We start from the raw sequence: 23,764 nt of genomic DNA, 5'->3' as shown, positions 1-23,764 counted from the left end.
TCAGCTCGGGTGCGCGGTCAGCCTCAGCGCAGGTTCACCAAGGTGGACATCACCTGGTCTTGCGTCTTGATGGTCTGTGCGTTGGCCTGGTAGGCGCGCTGGGCGGTCATCATGTTGACCAGCTCGGCCGTCAGGTCCACGTTGGATTCTTCGAGCGCACCCGAGCGCAGCGAACCGAAGTTGCGATCGGTGGCGGTGCCCTTATTGGGCTGACCTGACTCGAAAGTCTCGACCCAATTGTTCCCGCCGATGGCTGCGAGCCCCTGGGTGTTGCGGAAGTTGGCCAGCGCCAGTTGCCCTTCGGCACGGGTGACGCCGTTGGAGTAACGCGTCATGATCATGCCGTTGTTTTCGATGTTGATACCCGTCAAATCACCGGAGGCATAGCCGTCCTGCGTCGGCTCGGACACCGCGAATTTGGCGCCGAACTGGGTGGTCTTGCTCAGATCCAGCTTGACGTCGAACTTCGTCGGCGGGTTGTTGGGGTTGGCCTTGCTGGGGTCTACCGGCAGTTTCAGCTTGAACTCGAACGTGGTCGGTGCCGTTGGATTAACAGTGAAGGTTTCAGTATTCACCACCCAGTCGATAGTCTTATTTGGCGTCACCGAGGTGTCTTTGACCTCTGTCCATGTCCATGTCACCTTAGACTCCTCAAAGGTACCGTCAGCTTTTCGGATTGTCCTTGTGCCTGTGGTGAAGTTACCTTTTGAATCTGGCTCCCCCGTGGGCTGCGTCATCCCAATGATGTTCCCGTTCCCGTCCATTTCGATCTTGCCCACAAAGCGGCCGATCACTGGCGGGTTGGCCTCGAGGTCGTTCAGCTTGTCGTAGATTTCCCAGCTGTTGGAGCCGTTCTTTTGAAAATATAAGTTCACCGGTGTGGCTACACCCTGGGTGTCGAACACGTTAATGGACGTGCCGTAGGTGGAGCGGGGGGCCGGTTGTACTGGTGGCGTGGCTTTGAGGTCGCCAACTGCGGTTGCGTCCAGATTCATGCCCAGCACGATGTTTTCCGTCTTCTTGGCAGGGATGGGCTCAGAGGTGGGGAACACCATAGGCACAGGCTCGTTTCCGCGCTGACCCGTCACTGGATTGATGGCGTAGCCCAGGATTTGGGCACCATCGTTGGTGACCATGTTGCCCACCTTGTCGAGTTTGAAATTGCCCGCGCGGGTGTAGGCCTGGGTCTGGTCCGGCAGCTTCAGCATAAAGAAGCCATTGCCGTTGATGGCCACGTCCAGGCTGTTGCCGGTGATGTTGCGATTGCCTTGGGTGAACTGCTGGGCCACGTTGGCTGTTTCCACCCCGATTCCGGCGCTGGAGCCGCCTGCCGACCCAATGGCAGAAGCCACCATTTCCGCAAACTCCGCGCGCGAGGCCTTGAAGCCCACGGTGTTGGAGTTGGCGATGTTGTTGCCGATCACGTCCAGGTTCTTGCTGGCGGCGTTCAGGCCGGAGAGGCCTTGTTGAAAACTCATGGTGTTCTCCTGGGAGGGCGGTGTGTTCGATGCGGTCGTGGGAAATGGCGGTCGTCAGACCATGGCCTTGATGTCGGTGTAGCGGACGGCCTGGCCGTTGGACAGGTTCAGCATCAGCTGGCCGTCCTCGGCGCCTGCGGCGACCACCTTCGACAGGGCCAGCGAGGTGGTTCCCACCTGGGTGCTGCCGTTGAGTGCCGTGACCCGGAAGCGCAGCCCATCGGTAGAGCCTGCGTATTTGCTGCTGTCCCAGTTGAACAGGTGCCGGCCCGCGCCCTGGCCGCCCATGTCCACGGTATCTACGACCTGGCCGTTGGCGTTGACGATCTCCACCTTCACACTGGTGGCGGCAGAGGCCAGCTCGAAGCCTCCCTTGCCCGTCTTGTCGTCGATGGTGACGGTGGAGCCTTCGGTCAATACACTGCGCCCCACCAGGGCGGTGCCCTGCATGACCTGCAGCGAATTGAACTGCGCCGCCATGCTGGCCATGGTCTGGTTCAACTGCTGGATGCCGGTCACCGTGTTGATCTGCGCCATTTGCGATGTCATCTGGGCGTTGTCCAGAGGGTTCATCGGGTCCTGGTTGTTCAGCTGCGCTACCAGCAGTTTCAGAAACCGGTCCTGCGCTGCCGCCGGATCGGTGTTGGGGTCAGAGGCCTTGGTGCTGCCCGTGGTGGTACCAGCGGTGGCTTGGGTGGGGCTGATGATCATGCGAATCTCTCCTGGATGCCGAGTTCTTTACTGGCCAATTTGCAGAGTCTTGAGGAGCAGCGACTTGGCTGTGTTCATGACCTCGACGTTGTTCTGGTACGAGCGCGAGGCAGAAATCATGTTGACCATTTCTTCCACGGCGTTCACGTTGGAGTGGTTCACGTAGCCCTGCTCGTCGGCCAGGGGGTGCGCGGGGTCGTGCACCTTGCGTCCGGGCGCATCGCTTTCCTTGATGGACGACACACGCACGCCTGCGGCACTGTCGGCACCCATGGGTGTGGTCTGGAAAACCACTTGCCGGGCCTTGTAGGCCTTGCCGTCCGGGCCTGCCACGGCGTCTACGTTGGCCAGATTGCTGGCCACCACATTCAGGCGCTGCGACTGCGCGCTGATCGCGCTGCCAGACACATTGAAGATGGAGAACATGGACATGGTGTGCCTCGTTGGGTGGTGTTTGCGCTTACTGGCCCTGGATGGCGCTGAGCATGGTCTTGGCATTGCCGTTGATGAAGCGCAGGGTGGCTTCGTAACGCACCGCGTTGTCCACGAAGTTCGCGCGCTCGCGGTCCAGGTCCACCGAGTTGTTGTCCAGCGCAGGCTGGGTCTGCACGGCATAGCCGAGCTTGCCGGGGCCGCCCAGGGTGGAAGCCGAGCCCGAGCCGGTGGTGGTGGCGCGGAAATGCCGGGGGTCCGAGATGGCGGTGCTGACTGCGGGCCCCTTGTCGCCGTGCAGAACGGATTTCACATCCGTGCCGGCAGGCGCTTTGGTGGCTTCGCGCAAGGTGCTGGCAAAGTCAAAGTCCCGCGCAACGTAGCCGGGGGTGTCTGCGTTGGCAATGTTGCTGGCAATGATGCGCTGGCGCTCGGCGCGCAAAATCAGCGCGTTGCCCTGAAAACCCAGCTGGTTGGTCATCTTGTCAAGCATGGTTGCCTCACATCCTGTATCGCTTGGCGCCTGGGCCCGGAGCGGGCTTTGGCGTGGTTCGATTATGGAAATGGCAGGTTTTTTCTAAAGCCCGAAGAACGCGGAAATGGCTGCGCAGTTTCGGGTTTTGCAGGTTGCGATGCCGTCCTATAGTGACGGCGTTGGAATGGGTCTGCGGCCCCTTGCCCGCCAAAGCCGCCCTCGACCTTGACTGCGTGATTGCCCCGGGCTTGGCTGCTGTCATCGAACCATTCCACCGCGGCGCAGCGGGTTGGCGCCATTACTGGAGAGTGCTCACCATGCCGTCCCTTTCATTTTTTCGTTGTGCCTGGCTGGCCCTGTCGGCTTTTGTCTTTGCGGGCGCCGCACAGGCGCAAGCCGTGGCCGATCCGGCGGCGGAGCTCGGCGCGCTCACCCAGCGCTGGCTGGACGACGCCCTGACCCGCAACCAGGCCCCCGGCGCCACGCTGCGCATGGAGGTGAGCGTGGGCACCCTGGACAGCCGCCTGCGCCTGGCCCCTTGCAGTCGTGTGGAACCCTATCTGCCTGCAGGCTCGCGCCTGTGGGGACGCACTCGGCTGGGTTTGCGCTGCGTGGAGGGCAGTTCCGCCTGGAATGTGTTCCTGCCCGTCACCATCAAGGCCTGGGGCCCGGCCTGGGTGCTTACGGGCAACGTCGCCCCCGGCGCGGTGCTGACGGCCAATGACGCTGCCCAGGCAGAAGTCGACTGGGCCGCAGACGCTGCGCCGGTGCTGGCAAACCCAGAGGCATGGCTGGGCCAAACGGCCACGCGCCAATTGATGGCCGGGCAGGCCTTGCGCCAGTCCATGGTCAAAGCCCCCAGCCTGTTCAAAGCCGGCGCCCAGGTGCGTGTGTCAGCCCAAGGCCCGGGTTATGCTGTGACTTCTGCAGGTCAAGCGCTGTCTGCCGGCTCTGTCGGGCAGACTGTGCGCGTGAGAATGGACAATGGTCGGATAGTGAGTGGAATTGTTTCCGAAGATGGAACGGTGACTATCACTCTTTGAGGATTTGCCCGCATAAACACCTAAAGTCCTGCGAAAACGGGTCGAAAACATTGCTACTGAGCCCCACATCACCGGGGTGGTGGAGAGAGCGATGAAGATAGGTCAAAAACCGGAACTCCCGGGCGCATTGGCGCAGACAGGGCTTGCCAAGCAAGCCAAAAGTCCAGCCCCAGCAGCCGAAGGGGTGGCGAAAGGCGCTGCAGCTGCGTCGGCCGCCGGTGTGCCTGTCACCGTGTCTGGCTCGGCCCGGGCACTGGAACAGCCCGGCCGCACGTCCAGTGAATTTGATGCCAAGCGGGTCAGCGAAGTGCGCGCAGCGATTGGCAATGGCACGTTCAAGGTCAACGCTGAGGTGATTGCAGACAAAATGCTGTCCGGCGCCCAAGAAATCTTTTCCCGTTCGCGCGGCTGAGCACCAGATCCATCGGGCTTGGGCTAGCGCATCTCCACCATGTCGTTAGAAGAAGCCCTCACCGCTGTAGAGCAACACATCGAACAAGTTTCAGGGGCCTTGCTGTCCCTGGATGCCCCTGCGCTGGAGACCGCCAGCACTGCGCTGCGCGACGCAGCCGCTCGATTTACCTGGGTGCTGGAGCAATCCAAAGGCATTTCCGCCGCCCAGCTTCCCCCTCAGTTTGAAAAACGGCTGGCCGCCATTGGCCAGCAACTGGCCGTGCAGCGTGACAACCTGGCCCGTGTATCCGTGATCACCGACCGACAAGTCGCCGTGGTGGTTCCCCAGGCGGGCAGCGCCCAGTCGGCCACCTACGGCAACCCCCAGGCGGGCCCGGGCAAGGCGGGCGCGGTGGCGCGAATCTATCGTTCGGCAGGCTGAGTTTCTTGCGCGTTCGTTGCCTGTACTTCGCAGGCGTGGGTATCCCGTCCCCGGCGACCTGCAGTTGTGGCGCGCGGCGGGCCAATTTCAATTGGAATAGTTTGCTATAAAAATAATAGCTTCCAGCGCTTGCCTATCAAGCGCTAGAAGCTATTTTTATTGCAAACCCTGCGGGGTGGCGTCAGTGGCTGCGCATTTTGGCGCGCAGGCGTGCGATGGACTGGCTGTGCAGTTGGCACACGCGCGATTCGGTCACGCCGAGCACGGCGGCAATTTCCTTGAGGTTCATGTCGTGCTCGTAGTACATGCCCATGATGTATTGCTCCCGCTCGGGCAGGCTCTTGATGGCGTTGACGAGTGAGGCCCGCAGGCGCTGGTCGCGCAGCAGCTCCGCCGGGTCCGCCCCGGCGTCGGCAACGTGGCGGTCCAGAAAACCGTCTTCGTCGTCCCCGCCATGGGTCATGTCTTCCAGGTACACCAGTTGGGTGCCGCGCACTTTGCTCAGCAGGCTTTGGTACTCGGCCAGGCTCAGTTCCATCTCGGCGGCGATTTCTGATTCGAGCGGGCTGCGCCCCAGTTTTTGCTCCAGACGGTGCACAGCCTGCTCGATGTCTTTCTGGCTTTTGCGCGAGCTGCGTGACATCCAGTCACTCTCGCGCAACTCGTCCAGCATGGCCCCGCGGATGCGCTGGCTGGCGAAGGTTTCGAACTGCACTCCCTGGGCGGTTTCGTAGCGCGAGAGGGCTTCCGCCAGGCCCATCATGCCCACCTGGATCAGGTCGTCCAGCTCCACATTGGGAGGCAGCTTCGCAATCATGTGGTGCGCAATCCGTCGAACCAGCGGAACATGCTGGCGGATCAGCGCATCACGATCGAGCTGGCCTTTGGCGGTGTACATCACAGATCAGTGGCTCCGGACGGGTTGTGCAGATACTTCTGAAAAACCCTTCAAACTGCTCGAGGACAGGGTGCCCAACGGCCCGTTGATGGTGCCCGCGTTTTCCAGCAGTTGCAAGGCCAAGCGTTGAACGTCGTGGGGGTTATTGGCCGACACGGTGGTGGTGCGCACGCGCCCGCCCAGATGACGGTCGGCGCAGTCCTGCAGCGTTTGCAAGGCTCCCAGCACTTTGCGTCGTTCCGTGGGTGTATCGGTTTGCAGCACAGACGCCACTGTACAGGGCAACCCCGTGTGCGTGGCGATGTGCTTGAGGCTTTTGTAGCAAGAGAGCACCCCGGCCGATCCACCCTCCATCACCGCCAGCGGAATGGTGCTGGTATGGGTGAGCAACGGTGCCAGCAGGCCCGCAGGCGCGTGCAGCACCAGCATGCCGTAGGCGCGGAAATAGGGTTGCAGACTCTGCAAAGGCGGTGTGCCCTCGCTGTAGGCCTGGCGTTGCAGCTGGAGCATGCCCCGGGCAGCGGGCAGCACCGCCACCGAAGTGACCGATGCGCTGGCATTCAGTCCATCGTTCCAGGGAGCTTGCAGCAGATGGCTGAGGCCGGGGGATTCATCGGTTTCCAGCGCTGTGCCGTCCAGCACCGCCACCGGGTATCCCAGGCGCTGCAGGTTGGCGCAGATCTGCCAGAGCATTTCCAGGCCGCTGGAGGCACGCTCCTGGCTGGCCACCGCCAGCACACGCAACTGCGCCTGGGGCGTAAAGCTGTTCAGGCCTGCGGCTTGGTGAAAACCGGTATCAAGCATCAACCAGTCCTTTCTCGCTCAAGGCCTCAGGGGCGTTCGAGAAGTAGTAGTTCAACTCTACCGACTTAGGGTCGAAAGCGGATTTGACGGGGGCACGCATCGAGGCGCTGATGAGCTTGTGCGCTTCGGCAGCTTCCCAGTCTTCGGGCACGCGCTGGCCGTTGGTCACACCGCGCAGCACCATCTGGTGGCGGATGAGGGCATCGATAGAGGGGCCGAGCTTCACGGCTTCGTCCACCTTCGACAGGATGGCCTGCTGCGAGCCCGCGGTCTTGAACGAGGTCAGCACATCGTCCAGCGTGTCGCCGTGGCAGCCTGCATTGAGCACCAGCAGGCGGTTCACATGGGGCAGGTCCAGCACGTCCAGCATGCTGCGCTTGCGTGGGTCGCGCGGTGCCACGCCGGTGGTGTCGATCAACACCATCTTCTTGCCGCTGAGCAGACCCAGCAGGTCTTGCAGCGCGGCACGGTCATGGGCCAGGTGGGCCACGATGCCCAGCATGCGGCCATAGGTGCGCAGTTGTTCATGGGCACCCACGCGGTAGGTGTCCAGCGTGATCAGGCCCACGCTGCCAGGGCCGTGCACGCGGGCGCACAGTGCAGCCAGCTTGGCCGTGGTGGTGGTCTTGCCCACACCGGTGGAGCCCACCAGGGCAAAGATGCCGCCTTGCTCGTACAGCGGTACGTCGTGCTCGTCGGTCTTGAGGTTGCGCTCCAGCACTTCCATCAGCCAGCGCACCGAGTCGCCGGCGGACAGGTCTTCGGGCAGACGCTGCAGCACGGCGCGCGCCAGGGCGGGCGAGTAACCTGCGCGAATCATCTTCAGCATCAGGTTGGACTGGATGGGGTTTTGCTTGGCCTGCCCCAGCCATGCCATGGTGTTGAAGCGGTCCTCAATCATCTCCTTCATGGCGTGCAGCTCGTTCATCAGGCTTTGCTGCTGGGCCATGGAGATGGCGGCCGCTGCGGGCTCAGCCTTGCGCCGTGGCGCGGGCTCGGGCAGGTCCATGGGAATGGAGCGCAGCGGGTTGTGGCGCACCACGGCAGGGGCAGCAGGGCGCTCGCGGGGGAAGTCGCGGTCCTGGTCGCGGCTGCGCTCGGCAAAGGTGGGCGGCGTGGAGGGGCCATTCATGGCCTCATGGCGGCGGCGCAGCATGCGCTCGCGCACGTAGTCCTGGAACGACAGTGTGCTCATTGCCAGCTGTTCGGTGTCTTCTTCCACCGGGTTGTGGCGGCTGGCGGGGGCCGCCATCTGTGTAGCGCGGGGTGCTGCACGGTGGTTGTTCTTGCCGCCGAGCCGGTCGTCATCGTGGGGGCGCGAATCCTGGAAATCGCGGCCACCTTGTGGTGTGGGGCTGCCCGAGCCTTGGGCCGAGCTGTCCAGCGCAGACAGGGTGTCTTCAGCGGTTGCCACCACTTCCACACCGTTGGCGGTGGGCCGGTTGGACAGGATGAGGGTGCCCTCGCCAAAGGCCATGCGCGCCTTGGCCAATGCCTCGCGGGAGGTGGGGGCGGTAAAGCGTTTGATGTTCATGCTGATGCACCTCTGAGAATGGGCCCAATCCGGATGGTGTGGGTCTCGGGAATTTCACTGTGCGCAAGCACCTGCAGGCGGGGGGCGACACGGCGCACCAGGCGGGAGATGGCATTGCGGATTTGGTCTGGCACCAGCAGGCAGGCGGGCAAGCCCATTTCTTCCTGCTTCAGGGCCACTTCGGCGGCCTTCTGGGTCAGGATGTCGGCCACACCGGGGTCCAGCGCGGGACCAGCGGCATTGCCCAAGGCCTGTACCAAGAGGCGTTCCAGTCCAGGCTCGATGGCGATGACGTTGAGTTCGCGGGTGGGGCCGTAGATCTGCTGGACGATGGCGGGCGACAGTGCAATGCGCACGCGCCGTGCCAGCTCCACAGGGTCGGACACCGTGCCAGCGTGCTCGGCCAGGGTTTCGATGATGGTGCGGATGTCGCGGATGTGCACAGACTCTTCCAGCAGCAGCTGGAGAACTTTCTGGAACGTTGCGATCGACACCATTTTCGGAACCACTTCTTCGATGAGCTTGGGGGCCAGCTTGCCTACGTGTTCCACCAGTTGCTGGGTTTCGGTGCGACTGAGGAGCTTGGCTGCCTGGACTTGCATCAAGTGTGACAAATGCGTCGCCATCACGGTTTCTGAATCAACGACGGTAAAACCCGCCATTTGTGCCGCTTCCTTTTGGCGATCGTCGATCCAGTGGGCGGGCAGGCCGAATGCCGGGTCGGTGGTGGGCGTGCCGATCAGGGGCGTGGTGATGCCGCCGGGGTTGATGGCCAGGAACATGCCGGGGAAGGCCTCGCCTTCGCCCACCACCACGCCGCGCAGGGTAATGCGGTAGGCGCTGGGCTTGAGTTCCAGGTTGTCGCGCACATGCACGGCAGGGGGCAGGAAACCCACTTCCTGGGCAAACTTGCGGCGCACGCCCTTGATGCGGGTGAGCAGGTCGCCCTGGCGGTTCTTGTCCACCAGCGAGATCAAACGGTAACCCAGTTCCAGGCCCAGCAGGTCGATGGGCTGCAGGTCGTCCCAGGTGGCTTCGCCATCGGTTGTGGGTGGTGCGGGTGGGGCCTCGGGTTCGGCGGGGGCTTGCTGGCGCTGGTACAGCGTCCACGCGCCATAGCCAAACGCGGTGCCAATCACCAGAAACACGATGTGGGGCATGCCGGGAATCAGCCCCAGCATGATCAGAATGCCGGCCGTCACGCCCAGCACGCGGGGCGACATGAAGAGCTGCTGCACGATCTGGCGGCCCATGTCGTGCTCTTTGCCGACGCGCGACACCACCATGGCGGCGGCTACGGAAATCAGCAGGCCAGGAATCTGGGCAACCAGCGCATCACCGATGGCCAGCAGGATGTAGCTGTCGGCGGCTTCCTTGGCTGTGAGGCCGTGTTGCAGCACGCCAATGGTGAAGCCGCCCACGATGTTGATCAGCAAAATCAGGATACCGGCCACGGCATCGCCGCGCACGAACTTCGAGGCACCGTCCATGGAGCCGAAGAAGTTGGCTTCTTCAGCCACTTCGGCCCGGCGGCGTTTGGCTTCCTTCTCGTCAATCAAGCCAGCATTCAAGTCCGCGTCCACAGCCATCTGCTTGCCTGGCATCGCATCCAGGGTGAAGCGGGCTGACACTTCGGCAATACGCTCGGCACCCTTGGTCACCACGATGAAGTTGATGACCACCAGGATGGCAAACACGATGAGACCCACGGCAAAGTTGCCACCGATCAGAAAGTGGCCAAAGGCCTCAATCACTGCGCCTGCTGCGCCAGGGCCGGTGTGACCTTCCAGCAGCACCACGCGGGTGGAAGCCACGTTGAGCGACAGGCGCATCAGCGTGGTCAGCAGCAGCACCGAGGGGAAGGCTGCGAAGTCCAGCGGCCGGATCATGTAGGCCGCCACCATCATCACCATCAGGGCAACGGCGATGTTGAGGGTGAAGAAAGTGTCCAGCAGCCATGCGGGGATGGGTAGCACCATCAACGCCAGAATGGCCACGACCAGCAGGGGGGCGGACATGCCTTGCAGAACCGAGGTGTTCTTGCCCGCCCACAATTTCAGGTAGTTGACGGAGGTGTTCATGCAGATTCACCTTTGGCCTGGGCCGAAAGCTTGTTGTGTGGATCGAGTTCTGGCGGTACGTACGGTTCGACCAGCTCGCCGGGCATGCGGCCCTGGCCGCGCATGGCTGCCTTGAGCCGGTAAACATAGGCCAGCACCTGTGCCACCGCGGTGTACAGGGTGGCCGGAATGGGTTGGTCCAGCTCAGCGTGCGCATACAAGGCGCGCGCCAGCATGGGCGACTGCAGCACCGGAATGTCGTGGCCCTTGGCCAAATCGCGAATGCGCATGGCCACCAGGTCGGTGCCGCGCGAAATCACCTGGGGGGCTGACATGGTGGCTTCGTCGTACTTGAGTGCCACGGCGTAGTGGGTGGGGTTCATCACCACAAAATCAGCCTTGGGCACAGCGCCCACGCTGGCACGGTCGGCCAGTTCGCGTTGCTTTTGGCGGATGCGGCCTTTGGTGTGGGGGTCGCCTTCGGCTTCCTTGTGTTCTTTCTTGACTTCTTCGTGGGACATCTTGAGGCCCGATTTGAAGAAGAAGGCCTGCAGCGGAATGTCGATCAGGGCGGCCAGAAAAACCACCAGCAGCAGCATGCTGACCCCGGTGGTGAGCCATTCGGCCATGGCGCGAATGGCGCTGGTGGAAGGTTGCAATACCAGCATCGCAATGCTCTCGATGCTGTTACCCATGTACTTCCAGGCCACAAAAGCCAGGATGGAAGTCATAAGCACCATCTTGGCCACGTTGGCCAGTTGCTGCTTCGCAAACAGGTTGGTGAAGCCCGTGATGGGGTTCAGGCGGTTGAATTGCGGCGTGATGGGCTTGGTGCTGAAGATCCAGCCACCCGCACCAATGGCGCTGATGACGGCTGCCATGCTGGTCAGCACGGCAAACACCACGCTGGCGACCAGCCCCACCATGACCACGGCTTGCATGCGTTCGAGCATGCTGCCGGGTGTCATGACCGTGCGCGAGTCAAACACGAGTTGTTGGCTCAGTGCCTTTTGCAAGTGGTCCATGAGCGTGGGTGCCAGGACCAGAATGCTGGCAGCTCCTGCACCCAGGATGGCCAGGTGGGACAAGTCGCGCGAGCGCGCACCTTGGCCATCTTCGCGCGCTTTTTGTAGCTTGCGCTCCGTGGCGGGTAATTCTTTGTCTTGGCTGGAGTCCATGATGGCATGACGGCTGGGTCATGCCATTGTCGTAAGCAGCTCGGAAATCTAAAGGCGGAAAAGGGGCCGCTGGGGCCCCTTATTCAGGCATCGCAGAATGCTGCCAGGATCAGAATCCCAAACTGGCGAGAAGATCGTCCACCTGGGATTGATCGGTCACGATGTCCGGGGTGTTCTCGGGATCCACCACCGGGCCTTGCAGCTTGGCTGGCTCTGGCGTGGGTACGACGACCTGGGCATTTGCTGGGGCCGTCTGAATGAGCAGCTGTACTAATTGATCTTCGATGGTTGCTGCCAGATTCACCACCCTGGCAATCACCTGGCCTGTCAGGTCATGGAAGTCCTGCGCCATCATGATTTCGGTCAGGTGAACGTCGGCTTCTTTCGTGACGCGTTCCACGTCGGTCAGGAAGTTGAAGATTTCACCCTTGGCAACCGCGGCGACCGGGTCTTTGACCAATGAATCCACCACCCGCCGGGTTTCCGAGGCGATGAAGTCGTGCTGGGCCTTGGCCAGTTCCACACGGCTGAGCACTTTTTCGGCGGCTTCGCCGGTCAACCGTGCAATGTAGGAAAGGCGGCTCTGGGCATCGGGCAACTCACCCATGGAGCCCCGCAGTTTTTCCGCAAAGCCCAACTCGTTCAGCGAATCGTGGAGCTGCCGGGTCAGCTGTCCGATCTTGTGATGGACATCTGTGGCCGCCTCCGCAGGGGTGATTTCTGGCGTGTCCATGGCTTCACAGTCCCATTTTCTTGAGGATCAGCAGAACTTTTTCTTCCAGAGTGGCTTTGGTGAACGGCTTGACGATGTAGCCCGCAGCGCCCCCTTGGGCGGCGGCAACGATGTCTTCCTTGCGCGCCTCGGCGGTAACCATGAGAACCGGCAGGTGCTTGAGCTTGTCGTCTTTTTTGATTTCAGACAGCAGCTGAAAGCCGTTCATGTTCGGCATGTTGATGTCGGTGACGACAAAATCAAATTTGCCATTGCGCAGCTTGTTGAGCGCCGCGACGCCATCTTCTGCCTCATCGGCATCTGGAAAGCCGCTTTCCTTGAGCAGGTTGCGAACGATGCGGCGCATGGTGGAGAAGTCGTCAACGATGAGAAAGCGAAGGGCTGTGGTCACGTGGGACCCTTTCGGTCGAAATGTCTGATATTGTCAAGTGTGGCAGGTTTTGTGACAAGGCGTAACGTCTACCTGCCCTCCCCGGGATTTTCCTGCTTTTCCATCGACAGTTCAGTCGATGTTACGGTGGGAATCCCTTTTCCCATGAGTCTTTCTTCAGCTTCACGCGTTAATACCGTGATGGTAATGCGGCGGTTGGCGGCAGACCGGGGGTTGTCTGGTTCTAGCAGATCGCTGGCTGCGAGCCCCACGACCCGTCCCAGTTTGGCATCTGGCATGCCAGCCGCCACCAGTTCCCGGCGGGTGGCATTGGCCCGGTCGGAAGACAATTCCCAGTTGCTGTAGCCACGGTCGCTGTTGCTGTAGGGCACGGCGTCGGTATGACCGGCAAGGCTCACGCGGTTTTCCACACCGTTGAGCGCCGCGCCAATTTCCCGAAGGATGTCGCGCATGTAAGGCTTCACCATCGCGCTACCGCTGTCGAACATTGGGCGGTTTTGGTCGTCCACGATCTGAATTTGCAGGCCATCCGGCGTCACATCGATGCGAATTTGCGACTTGTATTCGTTCAAGCGCGGGTTTTCCGTGATGAGCGCATCGATTTTGGCTTGCAAAGTCTTGATGCGCTCGGCATCTTGTTTGGCGCGCTCGGCTCTGGCAGTGTCAATGCTCTGGCGGCGCGCTTTTTCCGAATCTGTATCAGAGCGCCGCACCTGCCCGTGCACTTTCGAAAGGTCGTTGCCCCCACCCGGGATGACGCTGGAGCTGTTGCCCGAACCATCTCCACCGGCCATGGCCACTTTGAGCGGAGAACTGAAATAGTCTGAAATGCCCTGTAGCTCACCCTTGGCGGTAGAGCCCAGCAGCCACATCAGCAGAAAGAAGGCCATCATGGCCGTCACAAAGTCGGCGTAGGCGATCTTCCACGCGCCGCCGTGGGCGGCATGGCCGCCCTTCTTGACGCGCTTGATGATGATGGGTTGAAGTTTCTTTTCTGCCACAGCGCAATCCGTTTACTTCTTGCCCTTCACGTGGCCTTCCAGCTCTGAGAACGTGGGGCGGTCTGTGGAGAACAGCACCTTGCGGCCAAACTCAATCGCTGTGGCCGGGTTGTAGCCCTGCATGCTGGCAAGCAACGTGGACTTGATGCACTGGAATTCCTTGGCGGCATCTTCGGTCTTTTGCTCCAGCAGGCCGCCCAGCGGCTCAACGAAGCCGTAGGCCAGCAAGATCCCCAGAAACGTGCCCACCAGCGCCGAGGCGATCATGCCGCCCAGTACCGATGGGGGCTGCCCCACCGAGCCCATGGTGTTCACCACCCCCAGCACCGCAGCCACGATACCAAACGCAGGCAGAGCGCCGGCCAGGCGGGCAATGGCCGCCACCGGGGCATGGGCTTCTGCATGGTGGGTGTCGATTTCGGCATCCATCAGCGCCTCGATCTCGTGCGAGTTCAGGTTGCCAGACACCATCATGCGCAGGTAGTCGGTGGTGAACTCGATCACATGGTGGTCATTGCCCACCACGGGGTATTTTTTGAAGATTTCGGATTCGTGGGGCGCTTCCACGTCTTTTTCAATCGCCATCAGGCCTTCTTTGCGGGCTTTTTGAAGGATCTCGTACAGCATCGCCAGCAGTTCCATGTAGCGTGCCTTGGTGTACTTGCTTCCCTTGAGCGCCTGCGGAATCGCTTTGAGCGTGGCCTTGAGCACCTTGGGCTGGTTGTTGACCACAAACGCGCCCAGGGCACTACCCCCTATGGTGATCATCTCAAAGGGAAGGGCTTTCAGGATGACCTGGATGTTCCCGCCGTGAACGATGTACACGCCGAAGATACAGACCATGCTGACGACGTAGCCGATGATGACGAACATAGGACGGAAGTGCGAGAGTGTGAAGCGGCGCTCTGAATGTAACTTAATGAATAACCGCTTAGTCGTGATGCGGGTGGTTCAACGTTTAATTAAGAAACCTTGTCCGGTAGGTAATGGGAAAACTCGGTAACCTCGATCTTGGAACCACCTATCTTCTGCGCGTTTTTGCTCGCGATAAATGCCGGCCCATTCATAGTCGTCCAAGATGACCAAACCTCCGGGGACGACACGATCCCAAAGATGATCCAATGAGGCGATCTCACCTTCTGCATTGTTCAAGTCGATGTGCAAAAAGGAGATTCTTTCAGGGCAACCTTGTTGGAAGGACTCTGGCAGCAGGCCCTGAATCAGGCGCACCATTGAATACTCTGCAAATCTTTCCTTTACTTTCTGGAACAAACCGTTGCGCTGCTCTTCGAAATCGTGCCCTTTGGTTGGGTGGTAGTCAAAGGTGTCATAGCCCCAAAATTTTTTGTCGAAACGATCTTTGCCGAAGTAGTCAATCACAGTTTTAATGCCGGTCCCCAAATACACGCCGCACTCTACAAAGTCGCCGTTCAAATGAATCGCATGTGAGGCGCTGCATGCCAAGAGATAGCGCCGCCAAGCGATCGCTTCGTCCGAGGAGTTTTGGACATTGGTCTGAAGAGCACGAATGAAGGCAGGGTCTTCCAATGCAGAATTGTTGCGGCACCACGTGAATAAGTTGTCTCCGAGGTAGTAGCCTCCAGTCACAAGAGACTTGGCTTCGTCCATCAGTTGCTGGAAGCGTTGCGGGTCAGTGATACCCCACGAAACTGTGGTGGAGAAATTCACCAGCCGGTCCATCGGCAGGTCGGGCAGAGGCGGAAGTTTTGTATTCGACATAGCGGTTACTCAAAAATGGCGTGGAACCAAGCATCCACGTGATTTCCCAAAAGATAGTGTTGCTGCTGCCAATCATGTAGCGCTTGGCCTTGTGCGCGACGAAAGCCAGGGTCTTTAATCAGGCGGCGCAAGGCAGCGAGCCATGCGCCCTCGTCGTCAGGGACCCGCAGTACGGGTGGGTCCATGGTTTGATAGGGATATACGTCCGAGCACACCACCGGCCAGCCCATTGCTCCGTACTCCAGCAACCGAAGGTTGCTTTTGCACGCGTTGAACAGGTTGTTTTCTAGCGGCGCGATAGCGATGTCGAGGTCCAGGCTGGCCAGTTTGGCTGGATAGTCCTTGTAAGAGACGAAGCCGTGAAACTCTTTGATGTAAGGGCGTAGCTCGTCTGGGCACATGCCCATGAAAACCCAGTCCACCTCATCCGCCAGTGTTTGCACCACGCGCTCCACCAGACGAAGATCGCCCAGGTGCTGAGCGGCGCCAGCCCACCCAACGCGCAGCCGTTCGCGGGGCTGTGGTGTGCGCTGGAGGTGGCCCCAGTATTGCGGATCGAGCGCATTGGGCACGAGACGGATATCCCGGCAATACGGGGCATAGTAGTCGGCCAAGGGCTGGGTAGAAACGATCAGTCGGTCGCTCAACTCCAGCGCCTGCAATGTGCGGGTATGCCCCTCTCGCTGGCCGAAGACATGGTTGGGGTGCGATGCGGGCAAATCCGAAGTGAGATCGTCCATCAGTTGAACGATGAAAGCTTGAGGGTGCGTTTCTCGGATGGCGCGCAGATTGGCAATGTCCTGGTCTGAAATGGAGTGCTGTACCAGGATGCGGTCTGGTTTGAACCGCGCTACGTCCAGAGGGGTCAGGACCCGGCGGTCGGGTTTTCCCGACTTTGGGGGCGCCACCACGCAGGTCTCGGCCATGCTGCGCATTTGCAGTGCGTCTAGCGGTTCGATCACGCGGTACTGCCCCGACCCGCTGGAAATTGGCTGGGCCAGCACCCTGGGCCTGGTTCGGTAGTCCTGGCTCCAGCGGTTCGCCAGGTGCATGTCCAAGGTATAAGGTTTGCTACCTGAAAGATGCTTGCTGTAGATCGGATGCTGGCCTACGAAGGGCAGCCAACGATTACGTAGTTGGTGCGCCTCTGCCATGGCTGCCTGCGAGAGAGCCAGTGCCTGCGCGGGGTCTCGGCGCACTGCATTCACAGTCATGCCGCCAGCGTGCAAAGCATTGGCCTGGGGCGCCCAGACCAGCCGCCACCCCGACTGCTGCAGACGGTAGCCCAAGTCGGTAACTGACTGAAAGATCGGCGTGCCAACTTCGTCCAGGGCACCTGCCGCTAACACGGCACTGCGGCGCGCCATCCAGCACGAGGCGTGCACGCCGATGACGTCCTGTGCCATTTGCAGTCGGTTGTGGAGTCCGCGCTCCGTCAGGCCCTGGCGTTCCCCCACGTAGTTTTGCAGCAGTGCACCCTCGCCTGCCACATGCGGGCCGGCCATCACCAGGGGGAAGCGATCCTTTTGCAGTACCAGCCGGGGGGCCGCGAGGGCCACCGACTCCTGCGTGAAAAACCGACGCAGCGCAGGCAGAGCCTGTGCGTCCAGCCATTCAATGTCGTCGTCGCACACAACCACCAGCTCGGTGTGGGCTGCGCGCAGCCCCAGGTTGATGCTGCGGGCGTGGTTGTATGCGCCGCCTCCTGTAGGCAGTAGGCGCAAAGGCAACGTGTTGGCATGGGGCCAGCTCTGCACGAATTGCTGCATCGACGGCAGATCATCGTCTTGCACCAGCAGCAGCGCTTCTTCGAAAACGCCAGTCGGGTAATAGCGGATACAAGACTGCAACAGTGCCCGCAGATAGCCCTGCTGCTTGCCTGTCGGAATGATCAACGACAGCGCCGTTCCAGGGTCGGGATATTGAACCGTCCAGCATCCGAGCATGCTGCTGGCGATCAGCTCCGTGCCAGGGTACAGCTGTTGCAACTCCTCCTGGGCGACGCAGAACTCCTGCGCCTCCTGTTGGGTCGTCAGCTGGGGAGCGGAATGGGACAGCACCTGATCCACGTAATGCAGACTAGCAGCTCCGTTGATAGCACTGCTGCGCAGTGCTAGACGGTAGGCCGATGCGAAGCGGCCTGGATCTGGCAACTTCATCCAGTCAGCACAGCGCACCGCCACGACGCCGCCGAGGTAGTTGGTTCCACGCAGCCATTCTAGGTTGGTGCCGCCCGTGAAGTGCGGCAAGTGCTTGTCCGCTGACAGGGCCACGTCGTGCGCCGCATAAACCATGCGAGCACCGTTATGGTGGTGGGCGCAGGCCAATAGTTCTATCAGCGTGTACGGCTCCAGCCGGGTGCCGGCATCCAGCAGGATGACCCATTCATCACCATCGTAGTTCGGCATCGTTGAAGGCCTGGCTTCGCCCGGCCCCATCCACTGCACGTCACTTCCCAACTCCTCTGGAGTAAAGGGTGCTGCCACATCGGCATGGATAACGATACGTCGAGGGGGCAGCCAGCTCTTGCCCAGTTCGTCCATGGTGTCGGCCAAGGTGCTCTGATCGCGGCCATGACTGAAGAGGTGCACTGTGGGTGGCCGCACTTTGCCGGAGTTAAGGAGTTCGGCGCAAATGTCGCTATAAATCTCGGTAGGAGCGGCCTTGACTTTCCAAGCCTCATATGACTTGCAGAGCTGGTCAGTGGCTTGTGCATCAGCACGGGCGGCGCGGCCCTCAGGCGTCGAGGGCAGCAGATCTTCCAGCCTGTGTAGCTGGTGCGCGCTCCACACCAGCTGCGGGGGCAGTACAGCGGCTGCCGCCTGCGTGGTTTCAATCAGGCGGTGCAGCAAAGTGGGCGCGTCCTGCATGAGTGCACACAGCGTCTCCCGCAATGCCTGCGGACTGTAGTCCCGCGAATCCAGGGGCGTCTGCGGCGTATTCAGGCTCGTACCCCAGGTCTCCAGCGGGTGCTGGGGCAGATTCTGGAGTTGGTGGTCGTTGGCGACATACACCACCTGGCATCCCAAGATGCGAGCCTCCGTGACTATGCTGCCCGCCGCATAGGCAAATAGCACCTCTGCTTCGGCCAGCAACCGCCAGCGCTCCTTAGCGCCCATCCGCTGTTGGGCGAAGGGCGACACGTCTGTCAGGGCCTCGTGTTCAGGCCGCAGTTTGAATTGCGGGCCGGGCAGATGCCCAGAATACACGAGTGAACCTGTGCGCTGCACTGTATCCGGCTCACGATCAAGCAGCGCTGTGTCAAACCAGGGCAGGCTGGCCTTGAGGGTGTAGCGCTCAGTGGTGGTGGCAAGGGCCCCGGGCATGCTGAAGTGCAGCCGCGCACACGCGTCCGCAGAGCCGTCGTTTTGCAGTGCGGGTTCGAAGCGCACTTGCAGGCCTGGCAGCATGGGGTCGCCGCCTGCCTGCAGCTGGATGGAAATCGGCGTCAGCCCCGCCATGTGGTGCGCAGCCATTGTCTGGGGCGTGAGGATGGGCGTCCACCACATGCCGTACACCGTGGGAGCAGAAGCCAGGTAAGCGGGGTAGCCCGCCCGGTTGAGCTGGTGGCACAGCATATGAAGCTGCGCCGTGAAGGTCGAGCCCTCATCCAGCCCCTGTGGGGCGTGGATGTAATAAGGCGAGGGATGGGCGGACGAAGACTGTGGCATGTGGCGTTTGTGGAGTGTTTGTGGCCGCCCGGGCATCAGCCCTGCAGCAGCTTCAGCACACTCTGGGGCTGCTGGTTGGCCTGGGCAATCATCGCGGTGCCGGCCTGCTGCAGGATCTGTGTGCGGCTCAGGTTGGCGGTTTCTGCGGCGAAGTCCGCGTCCATGATGCGGCCACGGGCGGCGGACTGGTTCTCGCTGGCCGTGCGCAGGTAGCTGATGGTGTTTTCAAACCGGCTTTGCAGGGCGCCTAAGGAGGCACGGCGGTCATTCACCGCGGAAATTGCATTGTCCAGGGCGCCGATGATGGCGGTGTTGTCGGCTGCAACTGCGGTATCCAGGCTAGACGCTGGAGCTGCTGTCCCGCCGGAGCCCATGACGTTGGTGAAATCAGTGATACCGCTCAAGCTGATATCGCCGTTTGCAATGGTGATCTGGTTCTCTGCACCAGCATTGGCTCCGACCTGGAATACATAATTAGCATTCGTGTTCAGGATCTTCTCACCGTTGAACTGGGTGGCATCAAGCATGCGGCCGAGTTCCTTGCCCAATTGGTCATATTCGTTCTTCAGCTTGGCGATATCGCCCGCGGAACCCACAGAGTTGGGCGCGTTGGAGGCCTGCACCGCCAGTTCGCGCATGCGCTGCAGCAGATCGTTCATGCCCGACAGGCCGCCCTCGGCCACTTGCGCCATGGAGATGGCGTCGCCGGCGTTGCGCACGGCCACGTTCATGCCGCGCACCTGGGTGTTCATGCGGTCGGCAATGGCCAGGCCGGCAGCGTCGTCCTTGGCGCTGTTGATGCGCAGGCCCGATGACAGGCGCTGCATGGTGGTGCTCAGGCTCGCACTGTTGGCGGCGGTGTTGCGCTGGGCGTTGAGAGAAGCAACGTTGGTGTTGATGGTCATGGACATGGAGGGGCTCCTTCAATTTCGAAGAAATAGCTTTCCACTCGGATACATGCGATCAGTCGGCTGCGACCGTGCCTCATGACTTGCCGGGTGTTAAGGGCAATTCTGGCGGGCTCGCTGCAAAAAAAAGCCCCGATGAACGGGGCTTTTACTGGCTTTTACTGGCTTTTTTGGGGTGGTCAGCTCTTATTCCATTGGCTGATTTGTGATGTCATGAAGGAGTTGAGCGAACCCATGCTTCCCAGCTTTGCATCCAGGGCCTGGTATTGCTTGAGCATATTTTTCTGCCGTTGCTCCAGGCGTAGGCTCATTGTTTCTTGCTCACTTTGGTTGCGTTTCTTGGCGGCTTCCAGGGCCTTGCTGCGGCCGGTGATGTTGCCTTCGACACCGTTGGCACCAAATACGAAGTCGCGCATGCGCGTCACAAGGCCGTCAGTGGCTGCATTGCCGGTGCTGGCGGTCAGGGTCTGCTCCAGCTTTGGCAGATCGTTCAGTGCGGCATCCAGCTTGCCTGCGTTGATGCTCAGCGAACCATCGCGTTGCAACTCCAGCCCCACATTGGTGAAGTAGGTACCAGTGGCATCGGGCCGTCCAAGCAAGCCGCGCAATGCATTTTGTAGCCCGGTGGCCGTGCTGTCACCTTGCAGGGGCTGTGCTGTCTTGCTGCTCTGGTCGTAGCGTGTCAGATCGGCGAGCAGGGTGTTGATTTTGTTGTAGGCCTGCTGAAAGGCCTCAACTTTGTCGCGCACAGCCTTTTTGTCGGCACTGACGGTGACTTCCACCGGAGTGGTGGTGGTTTTGAGTAGATTGAGCGTGACGCCTGGCACCACATCGGCCACGGTGTTGGTGGCTGATGTGGCCTCAATACCATTGATGGTGAAAGTGGCGTCACTGGCCGTCACCGTGCGCGACATGATTCCCGCCTGCGCTGCGGAAACGGATGCCTGGTCATAGACCAGCTTGTTCAGGGCGCTGCCCGGCGCGGGGGGCGCAGGTGGGGTGCCATCGTCGAGTACGGACATAGAAAACCCGTTTTCCTGTCCCGTTTTGGTGCCGCGCACAAGCAATTGGTCGCCGTTGGTGCCTTTTACCACCACGGCCGAAACCCCGGCGTTCGCACCGTTGATCTTGCCGGCAACGTCGGCCAGCGTATCGGTGGCTGCGATCGAGATATCCACCTTTGCTCCTGCGGCCGTGAAGCCGGTGCCGACTGCGTCCCAACGCCCTGTTTGCAGGCTGAGTGTTCCTGCGGATCCCATCACGGCGCCGCTTGCGAAGCTGCCAGACGCCAAAGACTGGCTGCTGGCGAGCGCCGTGACCTGAAGGGAAAAATTGCCAGCCACGGCCGCCGTGGACACCGAGCCGGTGACGGCATCCTTGTCGGTGGTGGCGAACTGCTTGCTCTGCCAAACGGACGAACCCATCAGGCCGTTGGCTGCGTCGTACAGCGCCGACAGGGCGGATTTGACTTGGCCGTAGGAGGAAATCTTGGCATCAAGGCTGCTGGCACTGGTTTGCAGCAGCTGCAGCGGGCGCTTTTCCACGGCCATCATCTGGCTGACGATGGTATTGACATCCAGGCCGCTACCGATGCCGGGAGATGAAATAGAGGCCATGTTTTGCTCCTGTGCCAGGTGAAGTTGTTTGCCGACGGGCTTTGTGGGCCCATCTTACGCCGCGCCATTCGCGCTGAAAAGTGAAAAAAGCCGGGTGCTTGTGGGCCCCCGGCTTGGTTCTCAGGCCTGCCTTGCAGGGCTTGCCATCAGCGCAGCAGGGCCAGCACTTGCTGTGGCGCTTGGTTGGCCTGGGCAATCATCGCGGTGCCGGCCTGCTGCAGGACCTGTGTGCGGCTCAGGTTGGCGGTTTCTGCGGCGAAGTCCGCGTCCATGATGCGGCCACGGGCGGCGGACTGGTTCTCGCTGGCCGTGCGCAGGTAGCTGATGGTGTTTTCAAACCGGCTTTGCAGTGCGCCCAAGGAGGCACGGCGGTCGTTCACCGCTGAAATCGCAGCATCCAACGCGGCGATATTGGCCGTGTTGGCAGAGGCCGTGCCAGTTATCAGGGTAGCGCTAGCACCACCGGACGCTACCGCTGAGAAAGCGGCATTCCCACTCAAGCTGATATCGCCGTTTGCAATGGTGATCTGGTTCTCTGCACCAGCATTGGCCCCGACTTGGAAAACGTATGACGCAGAGCCATTCAAAATTTTCTCACCGTTGAACTGCGTGGCGTCCAGCATGCGAGAGAGTTCGGCACCAAGTTGCTTGTATTCATTGTCCAATTTAGCGATATCGCCCGCGGAACCCGCAGAGTTGGTCGCGTTGGAGGCCTGCACCGCCAGTTCGCGCATGCGCTGCAGCATATCGTTCATGGTGGACAGGCCGCCCTCGGCCACCTGCGCCAGGGAGATGGCGTCGCCGGCGTTGCGCACGGCCACGTTCATGCCGCGCACCTGGGTGTTCATGCGGTCGGCAATGGCCAGGCCGGCGGCGTCGTCCTTGGCGCTGTTGATGCGCAGGCCCGATGACAGGCGCTGCATGGTGGTGCTCAGGCTGGCACTGTTGGCGGCGGTGTTGCGCTGGGCGTTGAGAGAAGCAACGTTGGTGTTGATGGTCATGGCCATGGGGAAAGCTCCTTGGAGGAAAGTTTAGCTCTTATCCAGTGCCAGTTGTGCCCTATGCGCATCTGGCAACGAGTCACTCGATGCTCGTTGATGGAGTTTTCGGGTGCTGGGCGGGAAACTTTAGGGTGATCAGATCAAAAAGGCCGGACATGGCAGCGCTTTGGCTGCTTGTTCGTGAGATGGCATGCCGCTCAAGCGTGGAGAATCGGGTCGGTTTGGGCATGTTTTGTACGATTCAAGCAGACGTGGGCGCTGTGGTTAAGCACGGGCTGCAAGGCGTAAAAAGCAGCAACAGCTGCGCGATCGCGAATATTTGCGCCGTCGACCGCCTGAATCCACAGATGTACACGGAGCGTTGAATCGTGCCAATGCCTTTTTGCTGTCAGAGTGCTTATTTGCGATCGGAGTCTTAATTTGGGTGCGTACTTGCCGATAACTGGGTCAGCACACCAAGAAATGGAAAGTTTTCACATGTACTCCCATCCCAGCGCCAGAGCATCTGCTGCTTACCGGCAGGTGGACTTGAATTCCCAGGTCATGAGCGCCTCGCCCCACCAGCTGATCGGGCTTCTGTTCACGGAACTGCGAACCTGTCTCCTTGTTGCGAAGGATGCCATCGTGCGTAAAGATGTGACTGCCAAGGTGCGCTTTATCAGCAAGGCTGCTCGCTTGCTGGACGAGGGCCTGATTTCCGGCTTGGATATGCAGGCCGGGGGTGCGCTGGCAGAGAATTTGCACAAACTGTATTCGTACTGCCTTGTGCGTCTAACCCAGGCCAACGCACAGAATGATGCGACCGCGATAGATGAAGTGCTCAATGCGCTGCAGCCCGTGATGGACGGATGGAGCGAGATTGGAAACCAGGTGCACACATGAGTCGGAACATGCCAACAATCATTGATAAAACTGGGCCTGAAATGCTGATTGACTACTACAAAGCCATCGAAGACAGCAGCGCAAAAATGTTGGAAGCTGCGAAACTGAAGGATTGGGATGGTGTGGTGCGCTATGAGGGCGCCTGTGCCGTACTGATCGAGCAGCTGCGTTTCAAGTCCCAGGAGCACGAATTGCTGCCTGAGCATCGCCGTGAAAAGACCCGCATCATGCAGCGTATTTTGCGTAACGATGCCCAGATTCGTTGCCTTGCTGAGCCTTGGCTTGCCCAGTTTGAGCACTTGTTTGAGGGGCAGCCTCAGATGATGCATTGACGCATACCTCCATGGCGGGGGGATGTGATCTCCAAATAAAA

The 23,764-nt window shown here is 60.7% G+C and carries 23 protein-coding genes; 5 read left to right on the top strand and 18 right to left on the bottom strand.

What is annotated here, in order from left to right; genetic code table 11:
* Positions 1 to 23: 23 nt before the first annotated feature.
* From flgE to flgB, 4 genes are read right to left on the bottom strand one after another with little or no spacing between them, the layout of a single operon-like run.
* Positions 24 to 1,478: a flagellar hook protein FlgE gene (flgE, locus tag IHV84_RS08625; RefSeq protein WP_198846554.1), complete on the bottom strand. Its 1,455-nt coding sequence runs from the start codon at positions 1,476 to 1,478 to the stop codon at positions 24 to 26.
* 54 nt (positions 1,479 to 1,532) lie between these two features.
* The gene (locus IHV84_RS08620; RefSeq protein ID WP_198846553.1) at positions 1,533 to 2,189 is read right to left on the bottom strand and encodes a flagellar hook assembly protein FlgD; all 657 of its coding nucleotides are present in this window, start codon (positions 2,187 to 2,189) and stop codon (positions 1,533 to 1,535) included.
* Positions 2,190 to 2,216: 27 nt separating this feature from the next.
* The gene (gene flgC / locus IHV84_RS08615) at positions 2,217 to 2,621 is read right to left on the bottom strand and encodes a flagellar basal body rod protein FlgC (RefSeq protein ID WP_044396657.1); all 405 of its coding nucleotides are present in this window, start codon (positions 2,619 to 2,621) and stop codon (positions 2,217 to 2,219) included.
* A 28-nt stretch (positions 2,622 to 2,649) separates the two neighbouring features.
* Positions 2,650 to 3,114: a flagellar basal body rod protein FlgB gene (gene flgB, locus IHV84_RS08610; RefSeq protein ID WP_044396655.1), complete on the bottom strand. Its 465-nt coding sequence runs from the start codon at positions 3,112 to 3,114 to the stop codon at positions 2,650 to 2,652.
* Positions 3,115 to 3,413: 299 nt separating this feature from the next.
* Here flgB and flgA point away from each other — a divergent pair, with 299 nt between their 5' ends.
* From flgA to IHV84_RS08595, 3 genes are all read left to right on the top strand, one after another.
* Positions 3,414 to 4,139 carry a flagellar basal body P-ring formation chaperone FlgA gene (flgA, locus tag IHV84_RS08605; protein ID WP_198846552.1) on the top strand — a complete coding sequence of 242 codons (726 nt, stop codon included), beginning with the start codon at positions 3,414 to 3,416 and terminating at the stop codon, positions 4,137 to 4,139.
* Positions 4,140 to 4,230: 91 nt separating this feature from the next.
* Positions 4,231 to 4,551, top strand: a complete 321-nt coding sequence (gene flgM, locus IHV84_RS08600; protein WP_198846551.1) for a flagellar biosynthesis anti-sigma factor FlgM — start codon at positions 4,231 to 4,233, stop codon at positions 4,549 to 4,551.
* Positions 4,552 to 4,590: 39 nt separating this feature from the next.
* Positions 4,591 to 4,974 carry a hypothetical protein gene (locus IHV84_RS08595; RefSeq protein WP_198846550.1) on the top strand — a complete coding sequence of 128 codons (384 nt, stop codon included), beginning with the start codon at positions 4,591 to 4,593 and terminating at the stop codon, positions 4,972 to 4,974.
* A 181-nt stretch (positions 4,975 to 5,155) separates the two neighbouring features.
* Here IHV84_RS08595 and IHV84_RS08590 read toward each other — a convergent pair whose 3' ends face one another.
* The 14 genes from IHV84_RS08590 to IHV84_RS08525 all read right to left on the bottom strand — a co-directional run bounded on the left by IHV84_RS08590 (position 5,156) and on the right by IHV84_RS08525 (position 22,515).
* On the bottom strand, positions 5,156 to 5,872 hold the full coding sequence (locus IHV84_RS08590; protein ID WP_198846549.1) for an RNA polymerase sigma factor FliA: 717 nt from the start codon (positions 5,870 to 5,872) through the stop codon (positions 5,156 to 5,158).
* A 6-nt stretch (positions 5,873 to 5,878) separates the two neighbouring features.
* Positions 5,879 to 6,676 (bottom strand): hypothetical protein, encoded by a 798-nt coding sequence (locus tag IHV84_RS08585; protein ID WP_198846548.1) that lies wholly within the window; start codon positions 6,674 to 6,676, stop codon positions 5,879 to 5,881.
* Positions 6,669 to 8,210, bottom strand: coding sequence for a flagellar biosynthesis protein FlhF (gene flhF / locus IHV84_RS08580; RefSeq protein WP_198846547.1), 1,542 nt, complete (start codon positions 8,208 to 8,210; stop codon positions 6,669 to 6,671). The genes IHV84_RS08585 and flhF overlap by 8 nt, the downstream gene beginning before the upstream one ends.
* Positions 8,207 to 10,291: a flagellar biosynthesis protein FlhA gene (gene flhA, locus IHV84_RS08575; RefSeq protein WP_198846546.1), complete on the bottom strand. Its 2,085-nt coding sequence runs from the start codon at positions 10,289 to 10,291 to the stop codon at positions 8,207 to 8,209. Before flhA ends, flhF begins: the two co-directional genes overlap by 4 nt.
* Positions 10,288 to 11,448, bottom strand: a complete 1,161-nt coding sequence (locus IHV84_RS08570; protein ID WP_044396645.1) for a flagellar biosynthesis protein FlhB — start codon at positions 11,446 to 11,448, stop codon at positions 10,288 to 10,290. The genes flhA and IHV84_RS08570 overlap by 4 nt, the downstream gene beginning before the upstream one ends.
* 109 nt (positions 11,449 to 11,557) lie before the next feature.
* Complete coding sequence (locus IHV84_RS08565; protein ID WP_198846545.1) at positions 11,558 to 12,181, bottom strand: protein phosphatase CheZ; 624 nt, start codon at positions 12,179 to 12,181, stop codon at positions 11,558 to 11,560.
* A gap of 4 nt (positions 12,182 to 12,185) precedes the next feature.
* Positions 12,186 to 12,572: a chemotaxis response regulator CheY gene (gene cheY, locus IHV84_RS08560; RefSeq protein WP_066692949.1), complete on the bottom strand. Its 387-nt coding sequence runs from the start codon at positions 12,570 to 12,572 to the stop codon at positions 12,186 to 12,188.
* A 68-nt stretch (positions 12,573 to 12,640) separates the two neighbouring features.
* Complete coding sequence (gene motB, locus IHV84_RS08555; RefSeq protein ID WP_198846544.1) at positions 12,641 to 13,573, bottom strand: flagellar motor protein MotB; 933 nt, start codon at positions 13,571 to 13,573, stop codon at positions 12,641 to 12,643.
* 12 nt (positions 13,574 to 13,585) lie between these two features.
* Entirely contained in the window at positions 13,586 to 14,446 is an 861-nt protein-coding gene (gene motA / locus IHV84_RS08550) for a flagellar motor stator protein MotA (RefSeq protein ID WP_044396637.1), read from the bottom strand.
* Positions 14,447 to 14,524: 78 nt separating this feature from the next.
* Positions 14,525 to 15,313 (bottom strand): TylF/MycF/NovP-related O-methyltransferase, encoded by a 789-nt coding sequence (locus IHV84_RS08545; RefSeq protein ID WP_052520975.1) that lies wholly within the window; start codon positions 15,311 to 15,313, stop codon positions 14,525 to 14,527.
* Positions 15,314 to 15,318: 5 nt separating this feature from the next.
* On the bottom strand, positions 15,319 to 18,984 hold the full coding sequence (locus tag IHV84_RS08540) for a glycosyltransferase (protein ID WP_198846543.1): 3,666 nt from the start codon (positions 18,982 to 18,984) through the stop codon (positions 15,319 to 15,321).
* A gap of 35 nt (positions 18,985 to 19,019) precedes the next feature.
* Positions 19,020 to 19,895 (bottom strand): flagellin, encoded by an 876-nt coding sequence (locus tag IHV84_RS08535; RefSeq protein WP_198846542.1) that lies wholly within the window; start codon positions 19,893 to 19,895, stop codon positions 19,020 to 19,022.
* 176 nt (positions 19,896 to 20,071) lie between these two features.
* The gene (fliD, locus tag IHV84_RS08530; RefSeq protein WP_198846541.1) at positions 20,072 to 21,508 is read right to left on the bottom strand and encodes a flagellar filament capping protein FliD; all 1,437 of its coding nucleotides are present in this window, start codon (positions 21,506 to 21,508) and stop codon (positions 20,072 to 20,074) included.
* Positions 21,509 to 21,654: 146 nt separating this feature from the next.
* Entirely contained in the window at positions 21,655 to 22,515 is an 861-nt protein-coding gene (locus tag IHV84_RS08525) for a flagellin (RefSeq protein WP_198846540.1), read from the bottom strand.
* 471 nt (positions 22,516 to 22,986) lie between these two features.
* On the opposite strand from IHV84_RS08525, the gene fliS reads away from it, so the two are divergent.
* Positions 22,987 to 23,391, top strand: coding sequence for a flagellar export chaperone FliS (fliS, locus tag IHV84_RS08520; RefSeq protein ID WP_198846539.1), 405 nt, complete (start codon positions 22,987 to 22,989; stop codon positions 23,389 to 23,391).
* 8 nt (positions 23,392 to 23,399) lie between these two features.
* The gene (locus IHV84_RS08515; RefSeq protein ID WP_233099909.1) at positions 23,400 to 23,723 is read left to right on the top strand and encodes a flagellar protein FliT; all 324 of its coding nucleotides are present in this window, start codon (positions 23,400 to 23,402) and stop codon (positions 23,721 to 23,723) included.
* Positions 23,724 to 23,764: the final 41 nt, after the last annotated feature.

The sequence above is a fragment of the Acidovorax sp. IB03 genome (genome assembly GCF_016406015.1).
GTDB classification, from domain to species: Bacteria; Pseudomonadota; Gammaproteobacteria; order Burkholderiales; family Burkholderiaceae_C; genus Acidovorax; species Acidovorax temperans.
Note: the sequence above shows the minus strand (reverse complement) of the source record. Positions and strands in the feature narration are given on the sequence as shown.